The organism is Streptomyces sp. NPDC002754 (assembly GCF_053592315.1).
On sequence record NZ_JBSFVM010000008.1, the window covers coordinates 245,948 to 270,471 of the forward strand.

A 24,524-nucleotide genomic window follows, 5' to 3' on the forward strand; every position below is an offset into this window, starting at 1 on the left:
CCCGCCGGCGATTGAGGCGCGGGGTCCGGGGCAGCGCCCCGCAACCGCAACCCCGTGCCACCGCACACGCACCCGCACCCGCACCTGACAAGGAGGTCAGATGCCCCAACCACCCACCCGGCGCAAAGTCCTCACCTGGGCCGCAGCAACCGCCGCCACCCCCGCCCTAGCGGCTTGTGGCGAATCCGCCGGCGCCGCCCGCAAAACAACGAACCACGGCCGTAAACCGGGCCAAAAGGTCACCCTCCGCCTCTGGACCTGGGTGCCCCTGCAAAAGGCCGTCGCCCTGTGGAACAAGCGCAACCCGGACATTCAGGTCGTCGCCCAGATGGTCCCCGCCAACACCTCCGGCGGCTACCAGAAGATGCACGCCGCCGTGAAGGCCGGCAACCCGCCGGACCTCGCCCAGGTCGAGTACTACGCGCTGCCCGAGTTCATGCTCGAAGGCGGCCTGACGAACCTGAGCGAGTACGGGGCGGACAAGCTCAAGGACCACTACGTCGACTGGCAGTGGAAGCAGGGCGTCTTCGCGGGCGGCACCTACGCGATCCCGCAGGCCTCGGGACCCATGGGCCTCTTCTACCGCAAGGACCTCCTGGAGAAGTGGGACGCCGACGTCCCCCGCACCTGGGACGAGTACCGCGCCACCGCGAAGAAGGCCAAGAAGCACGGCTCGTACATCACGGCCTTCCCGCCCTCCAACGCCCAGTGGTTCGCCTCCTTCCCCTGGCAGCGCGGCGCCCACTGGGTGCGTACCGAGGGCGACACCTGGGTCGTCGACCTCACGTCCCCCGAGTCGCTTGAGGTCGCCGACTACTGGGACGGACTGGTCCGCGACCGCTTCGTGCTCCAGACGCAGGACGCGCAGAGCGCCTTCTACAAGGGGTTGCAGACCGGACAGCTGGCGACGTGGCCGGGCGCGCAGTGGTACGACGCCCTGATCCGTGGCAACGCCCCGCGCACCAAGGGCACATGGGCGGTGTCCGAACTGCCGCAGTGGGAGGCGGGCGCGCACGCCTCATCGAACTGGGGCGGCTCCTCCACCGCGGTCCTCCAGGGCTCTCAGCACCCGGTCGAGGCGCTGAAGGTCGCGCACTGGCTGAACACGAACCCGGACAGCATGAAGCTGCTGATCGAGGCCGGATACGGCTGGCCCGCCGCGAAAATCGACCTGCCGAGGACTCCGCTCGGCAAACCGGACCCGTTCTTCGGTGGCCAGCGCTACAACGAGGTGTTCCAGGTCTCCGACCGCAACGTCGACACCTCCTGGCGGTACGCGCCGACCACGACGCAGTCCTTCACGCACATCCAGGACAACCTGGCGCTGGCCCTCGCGGGCAAGGGCACGTTCGTGGACGCCCTGAAGGACGCGCAGACCAAGTTCGTCGACGACCTCAAGGCCAAGGGGCTCAAGGCGAGGAGCGCACGATGACGACATCACCCGTGAAGTCCGCGGCGCCCGGCACCGGGCGTGACGCCGCCGCCGTGCCCGTCACGAGCGGGCGGCGCGCCCGCCGGGCCAGGCCCGACCGCAAGGCGTGGATGTTCCTCGGCCCGTTCCTCGCGGTCTATCTGTTCGCGATGATCATTCCGGTGTTCTACGCGATCTACCAGAGCCTGCTGAAGGTCGAGCGTTCGGGACCCCTCGGACTCGGCTCCCCGAAGGTCGTCTTCGGCGGCCTCGACAACTACGCCGTCGCGCTCCAGCAGGACGCCTTCCTGGAGGGCTTCGGCCGGGTGCTGCTCTTCGGGATCGTGCAGGTCCCGGTGATGCTGCTGCTCTCGCTCGGCCTCGCCCTGCTGCTCGACCAGATATCGGACCGCTGGGCCGGCCTGATGCGGGCGACGTACTTCCTCCCGTACGGCATCCCCGGCGTCATCGCGACGATCCTGTGGGGCTTCCTGTACGTCCCCGGCATCAGCCCGATCACCGAGCTGCTCGGCGACCTGGGCTTCCAGCCGGACTTCCTCGGCCCCGACAACGTGCTGTGGTCGATCGCGAACATCGTGATCTGGGAGTTCGCCGGCTACAACATGCTGATCATCGTCGCCCAACTCCAGTCGATTCCCCAGGAGTTGTACGAGTCGGCGAAGATCGACGGGGCGGGTCCCTGGCAGATCGCGCTCCGCGTCAAGATCCCGCTCGTCCGCCCGGCCCTCGTCCTCACCTGCGTGTTCTCCATCATCGGCACGATGCAGCTGTTCGCGGAGCCACTGGTCCTCAAGAAGATCGCGCCGGCCGTCATCCCCGACTACACGCCGAACCTCAGCGCGTACTTCGACGCCTTCTCCAACGCCAACATCTATGTGGCCGCCGCCAAATCGGTGATCCTCGCGGTGGTCGCGATGGTCCTGTCCTTCGGCTTCCTGAGCCTCGTCACCCGCAAGCAGAGGAGCGAGCGATGAGCGCCGTCGACACCGCCGACGTCAAGACGCCCGCCGCCACACCGGCCGGCAGGCCGCCACGGCGTCTCACGCCGGGCCGGATCGTGCTGGTCGCGGTTCTCACCCTCGCCGCGATCTACTTCCTCGTCCCCGTGTACTGGCTGATCGTCGCCACGACGAAGAACAACGACAGCCTCTACGGCTCGTTCGGCTTCTGGTTCGACAACCCCCAGCTGCTGCACAACCTGGGCAACGTCTTCTCCTACGACCGCCACATCTACGTCCAGTGGGCGCTGAACTCCGTGCTGTACGCGGGGGTCGGCGCGGTGCTCGCCACACTGTTCTCGGCGGCGGCCGGATTCGCTCTCGCCAAGTACCGCTTCCGGGGCCGCGAGGCGGTGTTCAAATTCGTCCTGGCAGGGGTCCTCCTCCCCTCGACGGCCCTCGCCCTCCCCTTGTACCTGCTCTTCAGCAAGCTGCACCTCACGGACACGTACTGGGCGGTCCTGATCCCCAGCATCGTCAGCCCCTTCGGGGTGTACCTCTGCCGGATCTACGCGGAGGCGTCCATCCCCGACTCCGTGCTTGAGGCGGCGCGGGTGGACGGCGCGGGTGAGGAACGGATCTTCGCGACGCTCGTCCTGCGCATCATGACGCCGGCGCTCGTCACGGTCTTCCTGTTCCAGTTCGTGCACATCTGGAACAACTATTTCCTGCCGTTGGTGATGCTCTCCGACGACCGGAAGTACCCGATCACGCTCGGCCTGGTCACCTGGCAACAGGCTGCCGACCGGGTCCCGGAGCTGACGCAGTACACCATCGGCGGCGCCTTCGTCTCCGTCATCCCGCTGGCCTTCGCGATGCTCGTCCTCCAGCGTTTCTGGCGGACGGGTCTGACCGAGGGCAGCGTCAAGGAGTAGTCCCGCGTCACAGAGCAAGGGAGCAATTGGTTTGAAAATCACCCGAGTCGAGACCTTCGCCGTCCCGCCCCGCTGGCTGCTGTGCCGGATCGAGACGGACGACGGTCTCGTCGGCTGGGGCGAGCCCGTGGTGGAGGGACGCGCCGACACCGTCCGTACGGCCGTCCACGAACTCGCCGACCAGCTCCTCGTCGGCGCGGACCCGCTGCGTGTCGAGGACCACTGGCAACTGATGACCAAGGGGTCGTTCTACCGGGGAGGACCGGTCCTCTCCAGCGCCGTCGCGGGCCTCGACCAGGCGCTGTGGGACATCGCGGGCCAGGCGTACGACGCGCCTGTGCACCAGCTCCTGGGCGGTCCCGTACGCGAGCGGGTGCGCGCCTACTGCTGGGTGGGCGGCGACGAACCGGCCGAGCTGCACGACCAGATCGCCGAACAGTCGGCTGCGGGCTTCACAGCGATCAAGATGAACGGTGCGGGCCGCACGAACCGGCTTCCGACCGTCGCCGAACTCGACGCCATGGCGGCCCGCGCCTCGGTGGCCCGCGAAGTCCTCGGCCCCGAGGGCGACTTCGCGGTCGACTTCCACGGCCGGTTCACGGTGGCGGGCGCGGTCCGCGCGGCGGAGGCCATCGCCCCGTACCGCCCGATGTTCGTCGAGGAGCCGGTCCTCCCCGAGTACACGCACCGCATCGGCCGCGTGGTGGACTCGACGACGACACCGGTCGCGACGGGCGAGCGCCTCTACTCCCGCACGGAGGTTCTTCCGGCCCTGCAGTCGGGCGTGGCTGTCGTACAGCCGGACCTCTCGCACGCGGGCGGCATCTCGGAGTCGCGACGCATCGCCTCCCTCGCCGAGACCTTCGACGCACTGGTCGCCCCGCACTGCCCGCTCGGCCCCGTCGCCCTGGCGGCGAGCCTCCAACTCGCCTTCTGCACACCGAACTTCCTCATCCAGGAACAGTCCATCGGCATCCACTACAACAACGGCTCCGAACTCCTCGACTACGTGTCGGACCCCGAAGTCTTCCGCTTCCACGCGGGCCACTTCACCCGCCCCACCCTGCCGGGCCTCGGCGTCCGCATCGACGAGAAGGCGGTCCGCGCGGCGAGCGACTCGGCGCCGGGCTGGCACAACCCGGTGTGGCGACACGGGGACGGATCGTTCGCGGAGTGGTGAGTTGCCGCGCCGCGAACACGCTCCTCCACAGCATCCGAATGGCCCTCATTCCGCCCACGTATGAGAACTGACGCCTGAACACCCGCCGTGGTCGACTCGGAACGATCGCGCTCGCGATCGTTTCCGAGCCGGACGCAGAAGGGGGCACACGTGCGCCAGGACGAGGTGGCGGGGCCCGGTGGACGGACCGTGGTGGTCACCGGCGGGACCAGTGGCATCGGTGCCGCGATCGCGCGGCGCTTCGCCGCCGACGGGGACGAGGTCGTCGTCGGCGGACTCGACGCGGACCGGTGCACGGGGGAACTCCCCCCGGACGTACGGGCCGTGGAGCTCGACGTCACACGGGCGGACGCGCTCGGCGCGTTCCTGGGCGGGCTCGACCGGCTCGACGTACTGGTCAACGCAGCCGGGGTGATCGCCCGTGGCCGGGAGTACGACCCGGAAGTCTTCGCCGACGTCGTCGGCGTCAACCTCACCGGGACGATGCGCAGTTGCGTCGCCGCCCGCGAGGCACTCGCCGGGACCGGCGGCTGCATCGTCAACGTAGCCTCCATGCTGAGCTACTTCGGCGGCCCCAAGGTTCCCGCGTACAGCTCCAGCAAGGGCGGGGTGATGCAGCTGACGAAGTCCCTCGCGATCGCCTGGGCGGGCCAGGGGATCCGGGTCAACGCGGTGGCGCCCGGCTGGATCCGCACCCCGCTCACCGCCGCGTTGCAGGAGGACCCGGAGAACAGCCGCCGCATCATCGACCGTACCCCGATGGGGCGTTGGGGCACGCCCGCGGAGATCGCGGGGGCCGTCGCGTTCCTCGCGGGCCCGGACGCCGGGTTCATCACGGGCGCCGTGCTCGCGGTGGACGGCGGCTATCTCGCCGCGTGAGCGTCGGCGCGCCAACTGCCGTATACAGGAAGGGATGTAACGCCATGTCACAGAGTCGAGGGCCGGTCATTCCCGTCTCCTCCGTCGTGCCGCCGGAGATCGCCCTGGCGGCGCTGCCCGAGGACGAGCGGGTGTGGGTGCCGCAGGCGCCGAACGTATGGTTCCGGCCGCTGATGTTCAACACGGTGACCGGGCAGTGGTGCAACCTGCTGAAGGTGACCGCGTCCGGCATCGTGTCCCGGCACCGGCATCCGGGGGTCGTCTTCGGCTATGTCATCAAGGGCAAGTGGCACTACTACGAGCACGAGTGGGTCGCCGAGGCGGGCCACTTCGTCTACGAGCCGCCCGGCGAGATCCACACGCTCGCCGTGCCCGAGGACTGCGCCGAGATGATCACGTTCTTCAACATCACCGGCGCGATGGCGTACGTCGACGAGGACGGCGTCCAGATCGGCTACGAGGACACGTTCACGAAGATCGAGATGTGCCGGGAGCACTACGCGAAGGTGGGGCTCGGCGCGGAGTACGTGGACCGGTTCATCCGCTGATGTCCGAGAAGGACGGCGGATGAGGTGATCACGCACCATTCTTTTGACGGCTCACCGAGGGTAGCGTTCCGGTCGATCTCGGTAACTGGAGGCGTCATGGACCTCGCAAGCGTGCACCACTACCGCATCGACTGGATCGTCAGCTTCGTGGCGGTCGCCCGGCACGGCAGCTTCTCGGCCGCCGCCAAGACCCTCTACCGCTCCCAGCCGCGGGTGAGCAGCCACATCGCCGCGCTGGAGCGGCTCGTGGGGCGACGGCTCGTGGACCGTTCCGTGCAGCCCGCGACACTCACCCCCGAGGGGCGGGGACTGCTTCCGCACGCCGAGGAGATCCTGCGGCGGCTCGACCTGATGGCACAGAGCACCGAGGGGGCGGTGTGCGGGACGGTCCGGCTCGGCTGCTATCCGAGCGCCGCCGCCCACCTGTACCCGCGGGCGGTGCGGGCCCTGCGCGCCGCGTATCCGCGGGTGCGGCTCGTCCTGCACGAGGGGCCGAGCCTGGAGCTGGGCGAACGACTCGCCGACGGGGGCGACGGGGGCGTCGACCTGGCCGTCAGACCGCTGCACCCGCTGGTCAGCTCCGACCGGGTGGCCAACCGGGTGCTGTGGCGCGAGCCGCTCGTCGCGGTCTTCCGCGCCGACCATCCGCTGGCCGGCGCGCACGAGGTGGCGCTCGCGCAGACGGTGACCCAGCCGGTGATCAGCATCGGGGAGAGCGACGACGGGCACAGCCGCCAGTACGAGACCAACCTCGCCTTCGCCAACCTCGGCCTGCGGCCGGTGATCAGCGAACGCACCAACCAGCCGCAGACGTTGATCTCCCTGGTCCGGCACGGGCTCGGCGTCGGTGTCACCAACGCGCTCGCCATGACCACCGCCGACACCGAGGGCGTGGCTCTCGTGCCGATCCGCGACGCGGGCTGCGAGCGGGCGGTCGCCACCTGGTGGCGGACCGGCGAGGAGTCACCCGCGGTCGCGGCGGTACGGGAGTGTCTCGACCGGCTGCCGGGGCCGACCTGGCCGTGGGCCGCCCCTGCCGTGCCCGCGCCATCCGCTAGTCGAATAGCAGCATTCGCGAGCGAGCACTGACGGGCCATCAGTGCGCTCCTACGGTTGCCCCAGTCGATTCGCCGACATGGACAGGAGCACATACCGCATGGCCAACTCCTTCTCCCCCGAGACCATCGAGGCGTTCCGCTCGATCGCCACGGCGTCCGTCGCCGACGCGGTCGAGCAGTTCGGAGCGCACGGCTACCTCTCCGGCACCATCCGCCAGGTCCTGCCCGGCAAGCTCGTCGGCCCGGCCGTCACCGTCCTGGAGGTCCCCTCGCCCGAGCCCGCCCCGCCGGAGCACGCGCTGCGGGCCATCGACGAGTCGGCGCCGGGCAGCGTCGTCTGCATCGCGGCGGGCGGCGCCGACGTCGCGGTGTGGGGCGGCCTGATGAGCGCGGGCGCCGTCGCCAACGGCGTCGCGGGCGCGGTCCTCGACGCGGGTGTGCGCGACATCGAGGAGATCCGCCGCGACTACCCGCACTTCCCCGTCTACGCCCGCGGCGGCGTCCCGGCCACCACCGTCGGCCGCTACCGCACGGTCAGCCTCAACGAGCCGGTGGAGATGGGCGGTACGCGGGTGTACCCCGGCGACCTGATCGTCGCGGACAGCGACGGCGTGGTGTGCGTACCCGCCGACCGCGTGCCCCAAGTACTGGACGCGGCGCAGGAGATCGAGCGAAGGGAGCGCGAACAGACGGCTCTGATCCTGGAATCGGGGTCGCTTCAGGGCGGGCTCGAGAAGTACCACCGGATCTGAGGCCGGCCGCCATGGACATCCTCGCGCTGGGCGAGCCCCTCCTCGAATTCAACACGTCCACGGATACGCCGGGTCCGGTCGACGCGGGCGCCTCCTTCACTGTCGGACACGGCGGTGACACCTCCAACTTCTGTGTGGCGGCCCGACGTTCGGGGGTCGACACCGGGTACGTGACGCGTATCGGGGACGACGACTTCGGTGGCGCCTTCCTGCGGCTGTGGGAACGGGAGGGCATCCGCACGGAGCACGTCATCCGCGAGCCCGGCGGACGGACCGGGATCTACTTCATCTCCCGTACGCCGACCGAGAGTTCCTTCACGTACTACCGTGCCCAGTCCCCCGCCAGTCGGCTCACCCCCGCCGACATTCCGCAGGAGGCGATCGCCCGGGCCCGCCTCCTGCACCTGAGCGGCATCACGCAGGCGATCTCCACCTCGGCCTGCGACGCGTCCTTCCACGCGATGCGACTCGCGCGGGACAACGGCACGTTGGTCAGCTACGACCCCAACATCCGGCCCGCCCTGTGGCCCGCCGAACGGGCCCGCGCCGTGGTCTGGCGCAGCGTCGAGCTCTGCGACATCGCGCTGCCGAACCTCGCCGAGGGGCGGCTGCTCACCGGGCTTACGGCGCCGGACGACATCGTGGCCGAGTTCGTGCGTCGCGGGCCTTCGGTCGTCGTCCTGAAGATGGGCGAGCAGGGCGCGCTCCTCGCTCACGACGGGACGGTCACCCGCATCCCGCCGCACCCGGTCGACCCGGTCGACACCACCGGAGCCGGTGACACCTTCGACGGCGCCTTCGCGGCGCGCCTCCTCGCCGGGGCCACCGCGACGGAGGCCGCCCGGTACGCGGCGGTCGCGGCGGCGCTCACCACGACCGGGCCGGGCGCCGTCACCCCGATCCCGCACCGCGACACCGTCGAGAGCGAGCTCAAGGACCGTCGACCATCACCGTCAACCACGCCTGTCCGATGAGGAGTTGAGAAGCCAATGGTTCGCGCCACACGCCACATCGCCGTGGCGGCATGCTCGGGAATCCTGCTGCTTGCGGGGTGCTCCGACGGTTCCACCGTGGACGATGCCGTGGAGGGTGCATCCGGCGCGGGCGCGGCGGCGCCGGTCCGCGTCAGAGCCGGATATGTGTCCGCCATCGACCAGATAGGCCTGCCGTCCGGGGTGGAGGCCGGGTACTTCGACGAACAGAACCTCAACGTGAAGCTGGCCCAGCCGTACCCGACCGGCGTGGACGCGCTCAACGCCCTGCAGGCGGGCGAGGTCGACTTCATCCAGGTCGGCACACCCGCGATCGCCGCAGCCCAGAAGGGCATCGACCTGTCGCTGGTCGGCAACTACACCGGCTCGTCCAGCCAGAAGAGCATCGACGAGACGATGGCCGTCGTCACCACCGCCGCGTCCGGCGTGGACGGCAAGGACCTCAAGACCCTGCGCGGAAAGAAGATCGGCGTCTCCGAGGGCTCCATCAACCACCTCTACCTGCTCGGTCTGCTGCGCGAGGCCGGCCTGAAGACCGGCGACGTCAAGATCGTGAACACCGAGCCGCCGGACATGGCGGTCGCCCTCAAGACCGGCGGCATCGACGCGGCGATCGTCTGGGACCCGTTCCCCATCACCATCGTCGACCAGGTCGACGGCGCCAAGGAGGTGCTGCGCGGCGGCGGGCACATCCCGTTCATCGGCTACATCGTCACCACACCCTCGTACGCGAAGAAGCACCCCGAGGTCGTCGAGCGCTTCCTGACGGCGCGGGCGCGCACCGACCATTGGATGCGCGAGAACCCGAAGGACGCGGCCGACTCCGCGACCCGGTGGCTGCCCGGCACGAAGAAGCCGGTGGCCGTGGAGGCGATGAAGTACAACGTGAAGCAGCTCGATCCGCGCTTCTCCGCCTGCAACTACCTCGCCCTCGACACCCAGGCCCGGCTGCTCGCCAAGCAGGGCGCCGTCAAGTCCGGCTTCGACGTCGACAAGTACTTCGACCCGGAGCCGATCCTGAAGGTGATGGCGGCCAACCCGAAGCTCTTCCGTGATCTGCCCGACGTACCGAAGGCGGCGGCCGTCAAGGGCGGATACCACTTCGACCGGGCGAGTGCCTCGAAGGCCTGCCCGTCGTGACCCCGCCGACGACGAAGGCGGCTCCCCCGCGCCCGGCGGCCGCCCTGTCGGGCCACGCACGAGAGCCTCGTAAGCGGGGTGGCTCCCGGCTCGGCCGCGCGCTCTGGTTCCTCGGGCCGCTCGCCGTACTCGCCGTCGCGTGGGCGGTGACGGTGGCCGTCACGGGGACACCACTGCGGGTGTTCCCGCAGGTGACCGACGTGGCCAGCGCGCTCGGTGACATGGCGGCGAGTGGTGACCTGGTCCGGCACCTGGGCGCGAGCCTGCGGCGGATGGGCATCGGGATCGTGCTCGCGCTGGTGACCGCGTTGCCGTTCGGCATCGCCCTCGGGTCGAGCCGCGCGCTGTCCGCGTTCTTCGCGCCGCTGCTGCGGTTCTCGGTCGCGCTCGCGGGCATCGCGTGGATCCCGGTGGCGACGCTGTGGTTCGGCTACGGCGACCGCGCGGTGATCTTCATCGTGTGGAACGCGATGTTCTTCGCGCTGACGTACAACGCGATGCTGGGCGTGCGCCAGATCCCGGTCCAACTGCTGCGCGCGGCAAGGTCGTTGGGGACAGGACGGGTGCGGATGTTCTGGGAGATCCTGCTGCCGGGCGCCCTGCCGAGTATCGTGACCGGCCTTCGCGTGGGTCTCGGGTACGGCTGGCGTGGGCTCGTGGCCGCCGAGATCATCGCGGGCAGCGCGGGCCTCGGCTACGCCCTGTTCCAGGCGCAGAAATACTTCCGCACCGACGTCATCATCGCCTCGATGGTCATCATCGGGGTGCTGTGGCTGCTGATGGACCGGCTGCTGCTCGCGCCTCTTGAGCGGCGCACCGTGGAGCGCTGGGGCATGACGGGGGTGAACCGCTGATGACCGCACTGTCCACGGCCACGATGCCCATGTGGCGGCGCCTGTTGCGCAGCGGCACGGTCCGCACGCTCGGCCCGTTCGTGCCGGTCGTCGCCCTGTGGTGGCTGCTCGCCGAGTTCGAGGTGTTCCCCCGGTCGTTCTTCGCCGGCCCCGGCGAAGTAGTCACCACGCTCGGCGGCCTCCTGGAGAAGGGCATCCTGCCGGGCTATCTCTCCGACTCCCTGACCCGCCTCGCGTACGGCGTCGGGTTCGGGCTGCTCATCGGCCTGCCGCTGGGCTTCGCGGTCGCGATGATCGGCCCGTTGCGCCGGTTCTTCTGGCCGATTTTGCTGTTCTTCCAGGCGATCGCGGACATCGCGTGGCTGCCGATCGTCATCGTCTGGTTCGGCTTCAGCCTGACCGCCGTCACCTTCGTGATCGTCTACACCATCGTCTTCCCGCTGATGCTCAGCGTCGTCGCAGGCGTCGAACAAGTGCCGCGCGAGCTGGTGCGGGCGGCGCGGAGCCTCGGGGCCGGGCGGTGGCGGGTGTTCGTCGAGGTGATCGTGCCGGGGTCGCTGCCTTCGGTGGCGGGCGGCGTCCGCACCGGGCTCGGCTACGGCTGGCGGGCGCTGGTGGCCGCCGAGATCATCGTCGGCACCAGCGGGATCGGCTACATGATGTTCGACGCGCGCCGGGTCGGTGACATCAGCCAGGTCTTCCTCGGCATGGTCGTCCTCGGCGCGCTCTGGTACGCGCTGGACGCGCTGATTCTGGCCCCGTTCGAGCGGGCGACCGTCGAACGCTGGGGAATGGTGAGGACGTTGGAGGCAGACGGATGACCGCTCTGGAGATCAGCAAGCTGCGCAAGGCCTACGCCGACGCCTACAGCGGCGAGGAGGTGACAGCCATCGACGAGGTCTCCTTCGGCGTCCAGGAGGGCGAGTTCGTGTCGGTCCTCGGGCCGAGCGGCTGCGGCAAGACCACCGTCCTGAACATCGTCGCCGGGTTCGTCGAGGCGAGCGGCGGCACGGTGTCCGTGGACGGCGCGCCCGTGCACGGCCCCGGCCCCGACCGAGGTGTGGTGTTTCAGAGCCATGCGCTCTTCCCGTGGAAGACGGTGCTCGGCAACGTCGCGTTCGGGCCGCGGATGCGCGGCGTGGCGAAGACCGAACGCGCCGACCGGGCAAGGGAGTTCCTCGACCTGGTCGGCCTCGGGGGCTTCGAGCACCGCTATCCGCACGAACTGTCCGGCGGCATGCAGCAGCGGCTCGGCGTGGCCCGCGTACTCGCCAACGAACCGGCGGTGATGCTCATGGACGAGCCGTTCGCCTCCATCGACGCGCAGACCCGGCGCAAGCTGCAGGAGGACCTCACCGGCATCTTCGAGAGCCGTCGCCCGACGGTCTTCTTCGTCACCCACGACGTCGACGAGGCGGTGTTCCTCTCCGACCGCGTCGTGGTGCTCTCCCGGCGCCCCAGCCGGGTCAGGGAGATCGTCGACGTCGAACTGCCCCGGCCGCGGCGCTGGGACGCCGCCGTGACGCTGCCGGGATTCCGGGCCACCGTGGACCGGGTCAACGCACTGCTGGCAGGGGATGGGGGTGAGGACGGTGCCGCCGACGTCGTCGCTTCTTCGTAGGACCGCGAAGAGTCCCACGCTGCGGAAGATCGCGGTGGTGGTGCTGCTCGTCATCGTCTACCAGGTGTGGCTGAGCGTGCAGGCCACCGGAAAGGTCGACTCGGGGGTGGGCGAACTCCGCGACCCCCGAGGGCGGTTCGCGGTCGACGTCGAACTCGACTTCAAGCCCGAGCGGTACCACATCCTGCAGTTGCAGAAGCACGGCCGGATCGCCGGTACCGACGGGCATGTGGTGCATCTGCGCGGGGTGGCACCGGCCGGGGTGGACGCGCTGACCCGCGAGTACTGGATCGAGCACATCGGGGCGCCAGGGGGAGCGCCGCGCTGAACCCGCTTGCCGGGCAGGCGGGTTCACGGCTTCGCACGCTATTCGGAAACCGTATCGGCCCTCCTCTGAAAGCCGGTCCCTTCTGGTCCGCGGCGCGCGGGCGACGGTAGACGAGAGGCATGCTCCGTTCCGATCTGCGTCTCGAATGGCTCGTCTCCTTCCTCGGCGTCGTGGACACCGGCAGCTTCAGTGCGGCGGCCGAGCTGACCCACCGCTCCCAGCCGCGCGTGAGCATGCATGTCGCCGCCCTCGAACGGGAGGCGGGGGTGCCGCTGTTCGACCGCGACCGGCGCCCTGTGACACCCACCGACGCGGGAGCGGTCCTCGCCGAGCACGCACGCGCCATCCTGCGCCGGCTCGCGGGGGCCGAGGCCGCGATGGCCGGGTACCGCGGCGCCGCGCGCGGGGTGGTGACGCTGGGCAGCTACCCGAGCGCGAGCGTCGCGTTCGTGCCGCAACTCCTCGAACGCATGGCACGAACCCGCCCCGCCATCAAGGTGGTGCTGGTCGAGCGCTCCACCCTGGAGCTCGACGCGGCGCTGGCGAGCGGCGAGGTGGACATCTGCCTGCGCCCCATGGCACCTCCGCCGGGCCCTTCGGTGGAGTCGCGGCCGCTGTGGTGGGAGGGCCTGATCGCGGTGCACCCGCCCGACCATCTGCTCGCCGAACTGCCGGAGCCACTACCGCTCGCCGCGGTGGCCGCGCATCCCCTGATCACCATCGGCCGGCTCGGCTCGTCCGAGGCGATGGGCTTCGAGACGTACCGCGCGTTCAGCGAACGCGGCCTCGAGCCCAACGCCGTACAGGCCACCAACCAGCCGCAGACCCTCATCTCGCTGGTCCGCAGCGGCCTCGGCATCGGTGTCACCAACCTGCTCGCCGTCGCCACCGCGGACACCTCGGGCGTCGTGGCGCGCAGGCTCGATGTGCCCTGCGGGCGCAGGGTCGCGGTGCACTGGTCCACCACCCGGACACTGACACCTCCCGCACGCACGTTGCTGCGCGAGATCGAGGCATCGGAGGCACCGGCAGGCACCCGGGACCTGACGGGAGACTCCCCGCACGGCTCATCCCCCGGTTCATCCAACTTGCGAATACCCGCATCAGCACGGCGCGCTTAACGCCGGACGGCGACGTTCCTAGCGTTAGGACCTGACCCAAACGACAGGTCCTAAGTCCAACACCGGTCAACGAGGCGGAAGTTGAGGGTTCGGATGCGTACTGACCCAGTCACACGTCGCACGATTCTCGGGCGCAGCGCGGCGGCCGGCGGGGCGCTCGCGCTCGGCCCGCTGTTCGCGGGGCAGGCGGCGGCCGCGGAGACCTCCCCGTACAAGGACGGGGCCGCCGCGAAGAAGGGCGGCTACGAGCGCATCGGTGTCCGGCCGCTCATCAACGGCCGTGGCACCTACACCGTCCTGAGCGGTTCGCTGATCCTGCCGGAGGTGCGCGAGGCCATCGACAGCGCGGCCCGCCAGTACGTGCAGTTGGACGAGCTGGCCGACGGCGTCGGCAGACGACTCGGCGAGCTGACCGGAGCCGAGTTCGGCATGGTCAGCTCCGGCTGCTCGGCGGCCCTGACACACGCGTCCGCGGCCTGCACGGCGGGCGGCAACCCGGATCTGCACATCCAGATCCCCGACCTGAGCGGCTTCGCCAAGACCGAGGCGGTCATCCCGAAGCACTCCCGGAACGTGTACGAGGCCGCGATCAGCGCGGTCGGCCTGAAGGTCGTCGAGGTGGCCACCCGTGAGGAGATGAAGGCGGCGCTCGGCCCGCAGACCGCGCTGGTCTACGTCTTCGCGATGCCCCGCGTCGACGAGAGCGAGCTGGACCTCAAGACGATCGCCGAGCTCGCCCACGCGAAGGACGTGCCGGTCCTGGTGGACGCCGCCGCCGAGGTGCTCACCATCCCCAATGTCCATCTGGAGCGCGGCGCCGACCTCGTCGCGTACAGCGGCGGCAAGGCGCTGCGCGGTCCGCAGTCGGCGGGCGTCCTGCTCGGCCGCGAGGACCTGGTGCGCGCGGCCTGGGTGCACAGCGCGCCGCACCACGGTTACGCGCGCGGCTTCAAGGTCGGCAAGGAAGAGGCCATGGGCATGCTCGCGGCCGTCGAGATGTGGGTGCGCCGCGACCACAAGGCCGAGTACGCGAGGTGGACTTCATGGCTGAGGACCATCGCCAAACGGGTCTCCGCCGCCGTCCCGGGTGTCACCTCCGAACTCGTCCAGCCGGAGGGCCTGTCCAACCGCACACCAACCCTCAATCTGTACTGGGACGCGGAGAAACGCGGTGTCGTCGGCCAGACGATCGTGGACGCCCTGTGGGAGGGCGAGCCGCGCATCGCCATCAACCCGGCCTCCGGCAAGAAGCCCTCGCAATCGGGCCTCGCCATCACCCCGTACATGCTGGAACCCGGCGACGAGAAGACCATCGCCGACCACATCGTCAAGCAGCTCAAGGACCCGCCCCCGGCCCCCGCCAAGCCGAAGCCTCCTGCCGTCGACGCGAGCGGCACCTGGTCCCTGGAGATCACCTACGCGGCCGGCGCCTCCAGCGCGCACAAGCTGACGCTGAAGCAGGACGGCGCGAAACTCACCGGCACCCACCGCGGCGACATCGTCTCGCGCGCCGCCACGGGGTCCGTCAGCGCCGACGAGGTGACGGTGACCAGCAGCTACGGCGAGGAGCACGGCGACTCCCTCTCGTACACCTTCACCGGGAAGCTCTCCGGCGACGCGATGAGCGGACGCGTCGATCTGGGCGAGTACCTCAAGGGCAGCTGGAAGGCGACCCGCACGTCCTGAGCACCACTTCGCAACCACTCTCACCTTCATCGGAGGACGCGTGACCTCGAACCGACGGGACTTCATCCGCAGGGCCCCCGCAGTGGCGGCCGTCGCCGCCGTACCGGCCGTGGTGGCGGGAGCGGGCACGGCCTCGGCCGCCGACGCCCGGCACGGCAAGCCGGACAAGCCGCGCAAGGAGGTGCACTACCCCGACGGCGAGAAGCCACCGGAGAACCCGCTCTTCAGCCCGATCGTCACGTACGGCTCGATGGTCTTCATCTCCGGCATCGGCGCCCACTTCGAGGGCGACATCCGCGCGCACACCGACCACGTACTCAACGAGGTGGAGCGCTATCTGGAGTCCGTGGGCTCCTCGATGGCGAAGGTGCTGAAGATCAATGTCTATCTGAACACCCTCGACGACTACGACGGAATGAACGAGGTCTTCCTCGGCCGCTGGGGCCCCGAACCGGGCGTGCGCACCACGATCGCGGCGGCGGCCGGCATCCCCGGCGACTCGCTGGTCGAGATCGACTGCATCGCCGTCATCTGACCGCCGGGACCCCATTCCGTCCCACTCATTCCGTCCCACTCGTACAAGGAGAGTGCTTCATGGAGGCAAGACAGCGGGCCCACTGGCTCGTGCTCCCCGCGGCGGTGACGCTGGTGCTGGGCGCGGCGACAGCGGGCGCCTCGGCGCCTTCGGCAGCGGGCGCGAAAGCGAAGGCCGAGGCCTACGACCTGGTGATCGAGCGCGGCCATGTCATCGACCCGAAGAACCACGTGGACGCGGTCCGCGACGTCGCGGTCAAGGGCGGGAAGATCGCGAAGGTGGCGAGGGACATCGACTCCTCCGCCGCGAAACAGACGGTCGACGCGGCCGGTACGTACCTCACTCCCGGCCTGATCGACCTGCACGCCCACCTGTTCCCCGGCCCCGAGGACGACTACGCGAACGGCAAGAACGGGGTGTCGCCCGACGGCTTCACCTTCCGCACGGGTGTCACCACCGCGGTGGACGCGGGCTCATCCGGCGCGGCCAACTTCGAGCTGTTCAAGAAGAACATCATCGACCGGTCCCAGACCCGGGTTCTCGCCTTCCTCAACATCGTCGGCAAGGGCATGGGCGGCGCCAAGGTCGAGCAGGACGTCAGTGACATGAAGCCGGGGCCCGCGGCCGAGAAGGCGGCCGAGTACCCGGACACCGTCGTCGGCATCAAGACCGCGCACTACGAGGGCAAGGACTGGGCCGCCGTCGACAACGCGGTCGAGGCGGGCACCAAGGCGGACCTCCCCGTCATGGTCGACTTCGGCGCCAACCACCCGGAGCGGCCGATCGAGCAGCTCCTCGGCGAGAAGCTGCGCCCCGGCGACATCTACTCGCATGTGTACTCGGGGTTGCGCAACGAGCTGCTCGACAACGGCAAGCTCAATTCGGGCCTGCACAAGGGCCGGGAGCGCGGTGTGCTGTTCGACGTCGGGCACGGCGGCGGCAGCTTCAGCTGGAACGTGGCCGTCGAGGCGATGAAGGAGGGCTTCGCGCCCGACACCATCTCCACCGATCTGCACATCACCAGCATGAACGCCGGCATGAAGGACATGCCGAACATCATGGGCAAGTTCCTCACGCTCGGCATGCCGCTGAAGGACGTGGTCGAGGCCTCCACCTGGAAGCCCGCGAAGGCGGTCGGCCGCGCCGACCTGGGCAACCTCTCGGTCGGAGCCCCCGCCGACCTGGCGATGTTCTCCCTCGACAAGGGCAGGTTCGGCTACGTCGACAGCTTCGGCTTCCGCATCGACGGCAGCCGCAAGCTCACCACCCAGCTGACCGTCCGCGACGGCAAGGTGGTGTGGGACCTCAACGGCAAGTCCGCCACGAAGTGGACACCGGGCGCCAAGCCGGACACCGGGGAACACGAGCACTGACAGGCACTGACCAGCATTCGGACAAGTGGACGAGGCCCTTCCGGTGGTTGCATACGATTCCACGAAACGCACGACCAGCACCACCCGCACCATCGGAAGCACACCGGAAGGCCCCCGTGAGCACCACCACACCCCCGACCGCCGGGACGGGAACCGTCGCGATCCGGTCCGCGGCCGACGTCTCGGACCTGGTCAACTCCGGCACGGCGCGCGGCAAGCACGCCCGGATGATCGTGATCATCGCGCTCGGCGGCATCTTCCTCGACGCGTACGACCTCAGCTCGCTCGCGTACGGGCTGCCCGACATCACGAAGCAGTTCGGCCTCAGCTCCGCGATGGCCGGTGTCGTGACCGCCTCGATCAGCGTCGGCTCGCTGATCGGGGCGCTCGTCGGTGGCTGGCTCGTGGACCGAATAGGCCGCTATCGGGTCTTCATGGCCAACATGCTGTTCTTCGTCGTTACGGCGTTGGTGTGCTCGGTCGCGCAGGATGTGTGGACGCTGATCGGCGCCCGCTTCGTGATGGGCATCGGCGTCGGCATGGACATCCCGGTCGCCATCGCGTTCCTCGCCGAGTTCTCCCGGCTGCGCGGCAAGGGCAGCAAGGGCTCGCGCACGGCCGCCTGGTCGCCCGCCTGGTACGCGGCGACCAGCGGCTGCTACCTCGTCATCATGGCGCTGTACTTCCTGCTGCCGGACGCCCACCTGGGCTGGCTGTGGCGCTTCACGGTCGGGTTCGGCGCGATCCCCGCGCTCGTGGTCCTGCTGCTGCGCCGGCGGTACATGAACGAGTCCCCGACCTGGGCCGCCGACCAAGGTGACCTGGACCGCGCGGCGAGCATCCTGCGGCAGTCGTACGGTGTGGAGGCGTACGTCCCCGATGACGTCGAGGGGAAGTCGGAGCGGCCGCGGCGGCCCGGACTCGCCTCCTACGCGCGCCTGTTCACGGGCCCGTACCGCACCCGCACCATTCAGTCGGTGGCGGTCGGGCTCGCGGAGACCTTCGGCTACAACGCGGTCGCGTTCGGCCTGCCGATCATCATCGCGACGCTCATGACGCAGGGGCCGCTGACCACGATCGCGTCGTCCTTCACCCTGAACCTCGTCTTCGCGCTGACCGGCGGACTGCTCGGCATCCGCTGGGCGTCGACGAAGGGCGCCTGGCCGATGATGACGCTGGGCTTCGCGATCCAGCTCGTCGCGATCTCGGTGCTCGCGCTCATCGGGCAGCCGTCGGGCACGGCTGTCGTCACGGCGGGCATCCTGATGCTGGGAGCCTTTATGTTCGCCCAGGGATTCGGTCCCGGCGCACACATCATGAGCTACGCCTCGCTGGGGTTCCCGACCTCCATGCGCGGTGTCTCCATCGGCTTCAACCAGGCGGTCCTGCGCCTCGGTTCGACGCTCACATTGTTCTTCTTCCCGATCCTCAGCACCGGCCTCGGCACGGGGGTGTACTGGGTGATCCTCGGCGCGCCCGTCCTCGGCCTGATCGCGCTGCTCGTCAAGCGCTGGGAGCCGGTGGGCTTCGATCCCGATGCGGAGGAGCGCGAACTCAGTCTCCGGTCGATCTGAGCGGGACCGCGCCCACGCTGTGGCCGCGCCGGTCGAGCAGTCGGCCGGCGTGCTTCAGTGTGCGCAGCACCACCGCGCGCTCCGTGATGCGCAGGCCGAGATCGGCGAGGCGGCGGTTGAGGAGGGCCTCCGTGGTGTGCACCTCGGCGAGTGTGCGCAGCCAGATGTCCAGGATGAGGTTGTGGGTGCCCGCGGTGATGCTGCACATGCGCAGCCCCGGCAGGGTGCGCAGGGCCTGCACGGCGGGGTCCAGGTTCTCGGCGGGCACCGACCCGAAGTAGACGGCGGAGACCGGGAATTCGGTCAGCGGCCGGGCCAGCGTGCACCGCAGCGAGAGCCTCCCGCCCGCGGTGAGCACCCGCAGCCTGCGCCGGACCGTGGCGGTGCTCGCCCCGGTGGCACGGGCCAGGCCGGACAGCGGCATCCGCCCGTCCGAGCCGAGCGCGTGCGCGATGCGCCGGTCGATGGAACGTATCGGCTCATCGGGGACGGGGCTCCCGGCGTCCGCGTACTCGGGCCGCAGCAGCGCGCGCTGGCCCGGCGTGAGGCTCCGCAGCCGCCACTGCGCCCCCTCGAAGGGCACCGCCGTGATGACATGGATACGGGTGCCGCGCACACCGTGCAGCCGGGAGATCCGCTCGCCGGTGTACCGAGCGAGGTCGTCGAACGACGAGGCGCCCACGATGGCCAGCAGATCGCGCCCACCGGACGTCTGCTTGAGGCTGAGCATCCGGGAGTCGGCGGCGAGCGACGTCAGCACGTCCTCCGGCAGATGCCCACCGGTGTCGATCTCGACCTGCGCGTACACCGACCCTTCGTCGCGGTCGAGCGCGAGGTACCCGTCGACCCAGGCCGCCCCGCTACGCGCGAGCCGCTCCCAGCGGCGGGCGGCGGTGACGGGGTCGATGTCGAGGGCCTCGCCGACGAGTGTCCACGGGGCGCGGGTGTTGACCTGAAGCGCGTGCACGAGCGCGAGGTCGAGCTCGTCGATCCGGGTGCGGTCGGCGACGGGCTCCGCCGGGGCCGGTTCCGACGGCTCTGACAGTTCTGAATGCTGCGTTCTCACGGTGGCCGAAATCCTGCACAGTTAGGTGGACCAGGTCAGGTTCCTGCGATTTTACGTGTTCGTCATCGCCGAATCCGACAGTGTTCGCTCATGAGTTCCCAACAGCCTTCCTCGCCCCGCTCGCTCCGCGTCACCAACGCCCGCCTGATCGACGGCACCGGCGCCGCGCCTGTCGAGAACGCCACGCTCGTCGTCGACGCCGAGGGCCTCATCGCGTACGCGGGCCCGTCGGCGACGGCGCCGGACGCCCAACCCGGCGTACACACCATCGACGCCGGTGGTCGCACCCTCCTCCCCGGCTTCATCGACACCCACGTCCACCTCGGTGTCGAGTCCGCGCGCCAGATGGTGCGCCGCTACGAGCAGGACAGCACGGTCGAGGTGTTCCGCACGGCGGAGCGCCTGCGTGCCACCCTCGACGCCGGTGTCACCACGGTGCGCGACCTGGGCGGGCTCCCGGCCGGGTACCGCACGGCCGTCGCGCAGGGCCTGACCGCGGGACCGCGCATCCACACGGCGGTCCGCATCCTCAGCCACACCGGCGGCCACGCCGACTTCGCCACCGAGTGCGGCTTCGACCCGAGCTCCGGGATGGGCGAGATCGCCGACACACCGGACGAGGTGCGGCTCGCGGTGCGCAAGCTGCTGCGCGCGGGCGCCGATGTCATCAAGGTGTGTGCCACCGGCGGCATGTCGAGCCCCTACGACCACCCCGACGACGAGGGCCTGACCGAGGACGAGATCCGTACGGTCGTCGAGGAGCTGGCCCGGCACGGCGGCCGCCCGGTCGCCGCGCACGCGCAGGGCACGGCGGGCATCCTCAACGCCATCCGCGGTGGTGTCACCAGCGTCGAGCACGGCTACGGCATGTCGGCGCAGGCCCGTGAACTCGCGGGCGAGCGGGGCACGTTCGTGGTCCCGACGCTCTCCACGGTCTTCGACGGCATCGACAAGGCCACCATGGAGCCGTACCACTACGAGAAGAAGGTCCGCTGGTCCGGGATCACCAAGGAGAACATCTCCGCGGCGATCGCCGAAGGCGTGAAGATCGCCATGGGCACGGACGCGGCGATGGTCCCGCACGGCCGCAACCTGCGCGAACTCACCCACCTCGTCGCCCTCGGCATGACACCTCTCCAGGCGATCACCACGGGTACCCGCTCCGCCGCCGAACTCCTCGGCCTGGAAGCCGAGATCGGCACCCTGGAGGCGGGCAAGCGGGCCGACCTGGTGCTGTGCGAGGGCGACCCGCTCGCCGACATCGCGCTGCTCGCCGACCCGGGGAACGTCGTCCTCGTCGCACAGGGCGGCACGCTCAGCAAGAACGGGCTCGGGACATGACGACACACGCGCCGGCCCCCGAGAAGGACCCCACCAGACGGGGGTTCATCGACAAGGCCATGTCCGGCATCGAGCGGGTGGGCAACAAACTCCCCCACCCGGTCCTCCTCTTCCTCGGCCTGTTCGTCCTCGTCGGCGCCGCGTCCACCGCGCTCGCGGCGGCCGGCGCGACGGTGCGGATACCCGGCGAGGACAAGACGGTCGCGGTGCAGGGGGTGTTCACCGGGAACGGCGTGGTCTGGCTCCTGGAGAACTTCATCCCCAACTTCACGGGCTTCCCGTCGCTCGGCACCGTACTGCTGATGATGGCGGCGGTGGGTGTCGCCGAGCGCACGGGCCTGCTGGAGACGGTGGTGCGTGCCTCGATCTCCCGCGCCCCGCGCGCCTTCCTCCCGTACCTGGTCGCCTTCGTGGCGGCGCAGGCCCACTTGATGAGCGACGTGGCGATCCTGGTGATCCCGCCGCTGGCCGCGCTGGTGTTCAAGAACGCGGGCCGCAACCCGGTCGCGGGGCTGATCGGCGGCTTCGCCTGCGTGTGCGCCGGATACGCGGCGGGCTTCTCGATCGGCGCGCTCGACGCCCTCTACACCGGCATCACCCACCAGGCCGCGCAGGTCCTCCCACAGGGCGCGGACGCCCCGACGCACATCCTGATCAACTACTTCTACACGGCGTCGGCCAGCGTCATCCTCGCCCTCATCGGCGGCTTCCTCATCTCGCGGATCCTGGAACCGCGACTGCCCTGGCCGACCGCGGACGGCACCGGGACGGACGCAGACGTCACCACGGGCGAAGTCACCACGGAGGTCACCGCCCTCCAGCGCCGGGGCATGCTCCGCGCGGGCCTGTCGGTCCTCGCCTACGCCGCCGTGGTCCTCACCTGCTGGCTGCTGCCCGGCTCCCCGCTGCGCGGCGAGGGCGGATCGCTGGTCCCCTCCCCCGTCCTCGACGGCATCGTCCCGCTCCTCTTCGTGGCGTTCCTGCTGGCCGGCGCGGTCTACGGCCGTACGGTCAAGGCGGTGACGCGCTTCGAGGACGTGCCGCGCATGATGGCCGACGCGATCACGGGCATGTCCGCGTACATCGTGCTCATCCTGGTCATCGCGCAGGTCATTGGCGTCTTCGACTGGACGAACCTGGGCACGCTGCTCGCGGTGAAGGGCGCGGCGCTGCTCGAATCGGTGGGCCTGACGGGCTACTTGGGCCTGGTGGCCTTCGTCCTGCTGGTCTGCGTGCTGAACCTGTTCATCACGTCGGGCTCGGCGCTGTGGTCCCTGGTGGCCCCGGTCTTCGTCCCGGCCTTCATGCTGCTCCACATGGAACCGGCGGTCACCCAGGCCGCGTTCCGCATCGGCGACTCGGCCACCCAGATGATCACGCCCCTGAACCCCTATGTCTTCCTGCTCCTCACGGTCCTCAGACGCTACGAGCCGGAGGCCCAACTCGGCTCCCTGCTCTCGAGGTTGTCGGTTTTCGTGGTGCCGTTCCTCGTGGCGTGGCTGGCCGTGCTCGGCATCTTCTACGGCTTCGACATACCGCTGGGGCCGGGGGCGTCGATCCACACACCCTGACCCACCCACAATTCCTTCACATCTACACCACCCACCGTTCACATGACATATGCTCGCGGGGCACCATTGGAACCACTGAGGGGGGAACCTCATGCGTTACCGCTACGCCCTGCCCGCTGCCGCCGCCGTCGCCGCGCTCGCCGCGACCGTGTCTCCCGCGCAGGCCGCCGAGTACCACTCGGCACTGAAGGTGAGGGGCGTTCAGTACGACGCTCCCGGCCCGGACTCCAACCGCTGCTCGGGCGGCAACACCAAGAACGAGTACCTGACCATCAAGAACTACTCGCGCACCGCGACGGTCAACCTCAAGGGGTACGTCGTGAAGGACGCCACGGGGAACCGCTTCAAGTTCACCGCGAGCCACTCCCTGCAGCCCGGTGACTACGTCAAGCTGCGCGGCGGCAACGGCAGCGACTCCGACGCGAAGAACGTCGTCTACCGCGACAACTGCAACTTCATATGGAACAACAGCGGGGACACCATCTACCTGTACAAGCCGTCCGGCGCCCGTTCCGACGTCCACAAGTACACCAAGGCGGCGAACGACCGGGACCGCAACGGATACATCAAGTTCCACAGCTGACCGGACCCGTACCGCACCCCGCCCACCGGTGTCGACCCCGGTGGGCGGGGTGCTGTTCGTCTACTGGACGTACGTCTCGAACTCCGCCACCTGGGGCGTCGCGCTCGCGCCGCTCGGCGACCAGTACGTGGTCATGCTGCCGTCGGCGTGGGTGTCTGCGTCGAGCTTGTACGAGTACGGGATCGAGACCGTGGTGTTGGACACCGGGTCCGGGCCCGCCGGCTTGCACTCACTACCGGCCGGCGACCACGTCACGTAGTCGAAGATGTTGCCGCCGACCTGCCAGGAGCCGGCTGCGTCCGTGTAGAACGCGCCGAGGACGTCCTTCGACTCGTTGAGGCTCACGTAGTAGTTGTTGTACATGTGCTCCGTGCCACCGCGGAGCAGGGGTACGCGGGAGTCGATGTTCTCGTACAGGTTGTGGTGGAACGTGATATAGCCGTTGGACAGTTCGGTCTCGCTGGAGCCGATGAGGCCGCCACGGCCCGAATTCCGCAGCGTGCTGTACGAGAGGCCGTCGTAGCCCTCCGACTCGCCGCCCGAGGCGAGCAGGTTCACCTGGTCCACCCAGACGTTGCGGACGTCGCTCTCCATGCCGATGGCGTCGCCGCCGTTGGAGGTGGGCGAGCCGGACTTCTTGACGTTCTGGACCGTCACGTTCTGGATGATGATGTTGCTGGACTGCCGTATGTGGATGCCGAGTTGGTCGAAGACCGCGCCGTTTCCGACACCCACGAGCGTGACGTTGCCGATCTGCTTGAGCTCGATGACACCGTCGGCCGTGTTGCAACTGTCGCCGGACACATTGCTGGTGTTGCCGTGGTTGACCGTACCCTCGACCTCAATGGTGATCGGGGTGCTGTCGCTCGCACGGTTGCACAGCGCCGCGTGGATCCGCGTCCCCGTGGTGGCCCGTACGGTCGCTCCGCCCGCGCCGGCGGCTGATCACCTCAAGCCCCGCTAGCGGTTGTTTTTTGAGCCCCGCCGGCGATTGAGGCGCGGGGTCCGGGGCAGAGC

The 24,524-nt window shown here is 69.6% G+C and carries 23 protein-coding genes and 1 pseudogene; 22 read left to right on the forward strand and 2 right to left on the reverse strand.

From position 1 onward, the window contains the following. The first annotated feature begins 100 nt into the window (after window positions 1–100). The 19 genes from ACWD2L_RS19725 (at window position 101) to ACWD2L_RS19815 (ending at window position 18,946) form a co-directional block, all read left to right on the forward strand. Window positions 101–1,432, forward strand: coding sequence for an ABC transporter substrate-binding protein (locus tag ACWD2L_RS19725; RefSeq protein ID WP_351339935.1), 1,332 nt, complete (start codon window positions 101–103; stop codon window positions 1,430–1,432). A gap of 110 nt (window positions 1,433–1,542) precedes the next feature. Continuing rightward, window positions 1,543–2,406 carry a carbohydrate ABC transporter permease gene (locus ACWD2L_RS19730; RefSeq protein ID WP_451190362.1) on the forward strand — a complete coding sequence of 288 codons (864 nt, stop codon included), beginning with the start codon at window positions 1,543–1,545 and terminating at the stop codon, window positions 2,404–2,406. Next, window positions 2,403–3,305, forward strand: coding sequence for a carbohydrate ABC transporter permease (locus tag ACWD2L_RS19735; protein WP_351339941.1), 903 nt, complete (start codon window positions 2,403–2,405; stop codon window positions 3,303–3,305). The genes ACWD2L_RS19730 and ACWD2L_RS19735 overlap by 4 nt, the downstream gene beginning before the upstream one ends. A 31-nt stretch (window positions 3,306–3,336) precedes the next feature. After that, the gene (dgoD, locus tag ACWD2L_RS19740) at window positions 3,337–4,485 is read left to right on the forward strand and encodes a galactonate dehydratase (RefSeq protein WP_351339943.1); all 1,149 of its coding nucleotides are present in this window, start codon (window positions 3,337–3,339) and stop codon (window positions 4,483–4,485) included. Between the two features lie 150 nt (window positions 4,486–4,635). Beyond that, the gene (locus ACWD2L_RS19745) at window positions 4,636–5,364 is read left to right on the forward strand and encodes an SDR family NAD(P)-dependent oxidoreductase (protein WP_351339946.1); all 729 of its coding nucleotides are present in this window, start codon (window positions 4,636–4,638) and stop codon (window positions 5,362–5,364) included. Window positions 5,365–5,408: 44 nt separating this feature from the next. Beyond that, the gene (locus ACWD2L_RS19750) at window positions 5,409–5,912 is read left to right on the forward strand and encodes a 2,4'-dihydroxyacetophenone dioxygenase family protein (RefSeq protein WP_351339948.1); all 504 of its coding nucleotides are present in this window, start codon (window positions 5,409–5,411) and stop codon (window positions 5,910–5,912) included. 96 nt (window positions 5,913–6,008) lie between these two features. Further along, window positions 6,009–7,001, forward strand: coding sequence for a LysR family transcriptional regulator (locus tag ACWD2L_RS19755; protein ID WP_351339949.1), 993 nt, complete (start codon window positions 6,009–6,011; stop codon window positions 6,999–7,001). A gap of 46 nt (window positions 7,002–7,047) precedes the next feature. Further along, entirely contained in the window at window positions 7,048–7,722 is a 675-nt protein-coding gene (locus ACWD2L_RS19760; RefSeq protein WP_351339951.1) for an RraA family protein, read from the forward strand. 11 nt (window positions 7,723–7,733) lie between these two features. Then, window positions 7,734–8,696 carry a sugar kinase gene (locus ACWD2L_RS19765; protein WP_351339953.1) on the forward strand — a complete coding sequence of 321 codons (963 nt, stop codon included), beginning with the start codon at window positions 7,734–7,736 and terminating at the stop codon, window positions 8,694–8,696. Window positions 8,697–8,711: 15 nt separating this feature from the next. Continuing rightward, window positions 8,712–9,854 carry an ABC transporter substrate-binding protein gene (locus ACWD2L_RS19770; RefSeq protein ID WP_351339956.1) on the forward strand — a complete coding sequence of 381 codons (1,143 nt, stop codon included), beginning with the start codon at window positions 8,712–8,714 and terminating at the stop codon, window positions 9,852–9,854. Beyond that, entirely contained in the window at window positions 9,851–10,708 is an 858-nt protein-coding gene (locus ACWD2L_RS19775) for an ABC transporter permease (RefSeq protein WP_351339959.1), read from the forward strand. The genes ACWD2L_RS19770 and ACWD2L_RS19775 overlap by 4 nt, the downstream gene beginning before the upstream one ends. Continuing rightward, complete coding sequence (locus ACWD2L_RS19780; protein ID WP_351339962.1) at window positions 10,708–11,529, forward strand: ABC transporter permease; 822 nt, start codon at window positions 10,708–10,710, stop codon at window positions 11,527–11,529. The genes ACWD2L_RS19775 and ACWD2L_RS19780 overlap by 1 nt, the downstream gene beginning before the upstream one ends. Continuing rightward, complete coding sequence (locus ACWD2L_RS19785) at window positions 11,526–12,329, forward strand: ABC transporter ATP-binding protein (RefSeq protein ID WP_351339965.1); 804 nt, start codon at window positions 11,526–11,528, stop codon at window positions 12,327–12,329. The genes ACWD2L_RS19780 and ACWD2L_RS19785 overlap by 4 nt, the downstream gene beginning before the upstream one ends. Continuing rightward, complete coding sequence (locus ACWD2L_RS19790; RefSeq protein ID WP_351339968.1) at window positions 12,301–12,657, forward strand: hypothetical protein; 357 nt, start codon at window positions 12,301–12,303, stop codon at window positions 12,655–12,657. The genes ACWD2L_RS19785 and ACWD2L_RS19790 overlap by 29 nt, the downstream gene beginning before the upstream one ends. Before the next feature lie 119 nt (window positions 12,658–12,776). Then, a complete protein-coding gene (locus ACWD2L_RS19795) occupies window positions 12,777–13,778 on the forward strand; it encodes a LysR family transcriptional regulator (protein WP_351339970.1) in 1,002 nt (333 codons plus the stop codon). A 93-nt stretch (window positions 13,779–13,871) separates the two neighbouring features. Next, window positions 13,872–15,464, forward strand: a complete 1,593-nt coding sequence (locus ACWD2L_RS19800) for an aminotransferase class V-fold PLP-dependent enzyme (RefSeq protein ID WP_351339973.1) — start codon at window positions 13,872–13,874, stop codon at window positions 15,462–15,464. Window positions 15,465–15,504: 40 nt separating this feature from the next. Then, window positions 15,505–15,999 carry a RidA family protein gene (locus ACWD2L_RS19805; protein WP_351339976.1) on the forward strand — a complete coding sequence of 165 codons (495 nt, stop codon included), beginning with the start codon at window positions 15,505–15,507 and terminating at the stop codon, window positions 15,997–15,999. A 59-nt stretch (window positions 16,000–16,058) separates the two neighbouring features. Next, window positions 16,059–17,372, forward strand: coding sequence for an amidohydrolase/deacetylase family metallohydrolase (locus ACWD2L_RS19810; RefSeq protein WP_451190333.1), 1,314 nt, complete (start codon window positions 16,059–16,061; stop codon window positions 17,370–17,372). A 116-nt stretch (window positions 17,373–17,488) separates the two neighbouring features. Continuing rightward, a complete protein-coding gene (locus tag ACWD2L_RS19815; protein ID WP_351339982.1) occupies window positions 17,489–18,946 on the forward strand; it encodes an MFS transporter in 1,458 nt (485 codons plus the stop codon). Here the strand turns inward: ACWD2L_RS19815 and ACWD2L_RS19820 are convergent. Continuing rightward, entirely contained in the window at window positions 18,927–20,012 is a 1,086-nt protein-coding gene (locus ACWD2L_RS19820; RefSeq protein ID WP_351339985.1) for an Lrp/AsnC family transcriptional regulator, read from the reverse strand. The two genes, ACWD2L_RS19815 and ACWD2L_RS19820, sit on opposite strands and share 20 nt — an antisense overlap. 90 nt (window positions 20,013–20,102) lie before the next feature. Between ACWD2L_RS19820 and ACWD2L_RS19825 the strand changes: the two genes are divergently transcribed. The 3 genes from ACWD2L_RS19825 (at window position 20,103) to ACWD2L_RS19835 (ending at window position 23,507) form a co-directional block, all read left to right on the forward strand. Continuing rightward, window positions 20,103–21,353 (forward strand): metal-dependent hydrolase family protein, encoded by a 1,251-nt coding sequence (locus tag ACWD2L_RS19825; protein ID WP_351339988.1) that lies wholly within the window; start codon window positions 20,103–20,105, stop codon window positions 21,351–21,353. Next, window positions 21,350–22,924, forward strand: coding sequence for an AbgT family transporter (locus tag ACWD2L_RS19830; protein ID WP_351339991.1), 1,575 nt, complete (start codon window positions 21,350–21,352; stop codon window positions 22,922–22,924). The genes ACWD2L_RS19825 and ACWD2L_RS19830 overlap by 4 nt, the downstream gene beginning before the upstream one ends. 91 nt (window positions 22,925–23,015) lie before the next feature. Then, window positions 23,016–23,507 (forward strand): lamin tail domain-containing protein, encoded by a 492-nt coding sequence (locus tag ACWD2L_RS19835; RefSeq protein ID WP_351339994.1) that lies wholly within the window; start codon window positions 23,016–23,018, stop codon window positions 23,505–23,507. Window positions 23,508–23,666: 159 nt separating this feature from the next. Here ACWD2L_RS19835 and ACWD2L_RS19840 read toward each other — a convergent pair. Continuing rightward, window positions 23,667–24,452 (reverse strand): annotated as a pseudogene (locus ACWD2L_RS19840) (pectate lyase family protein); the annotation flags it as partial. Window positions 24,453–24,524: the final 72 nt, after the last annotated feature.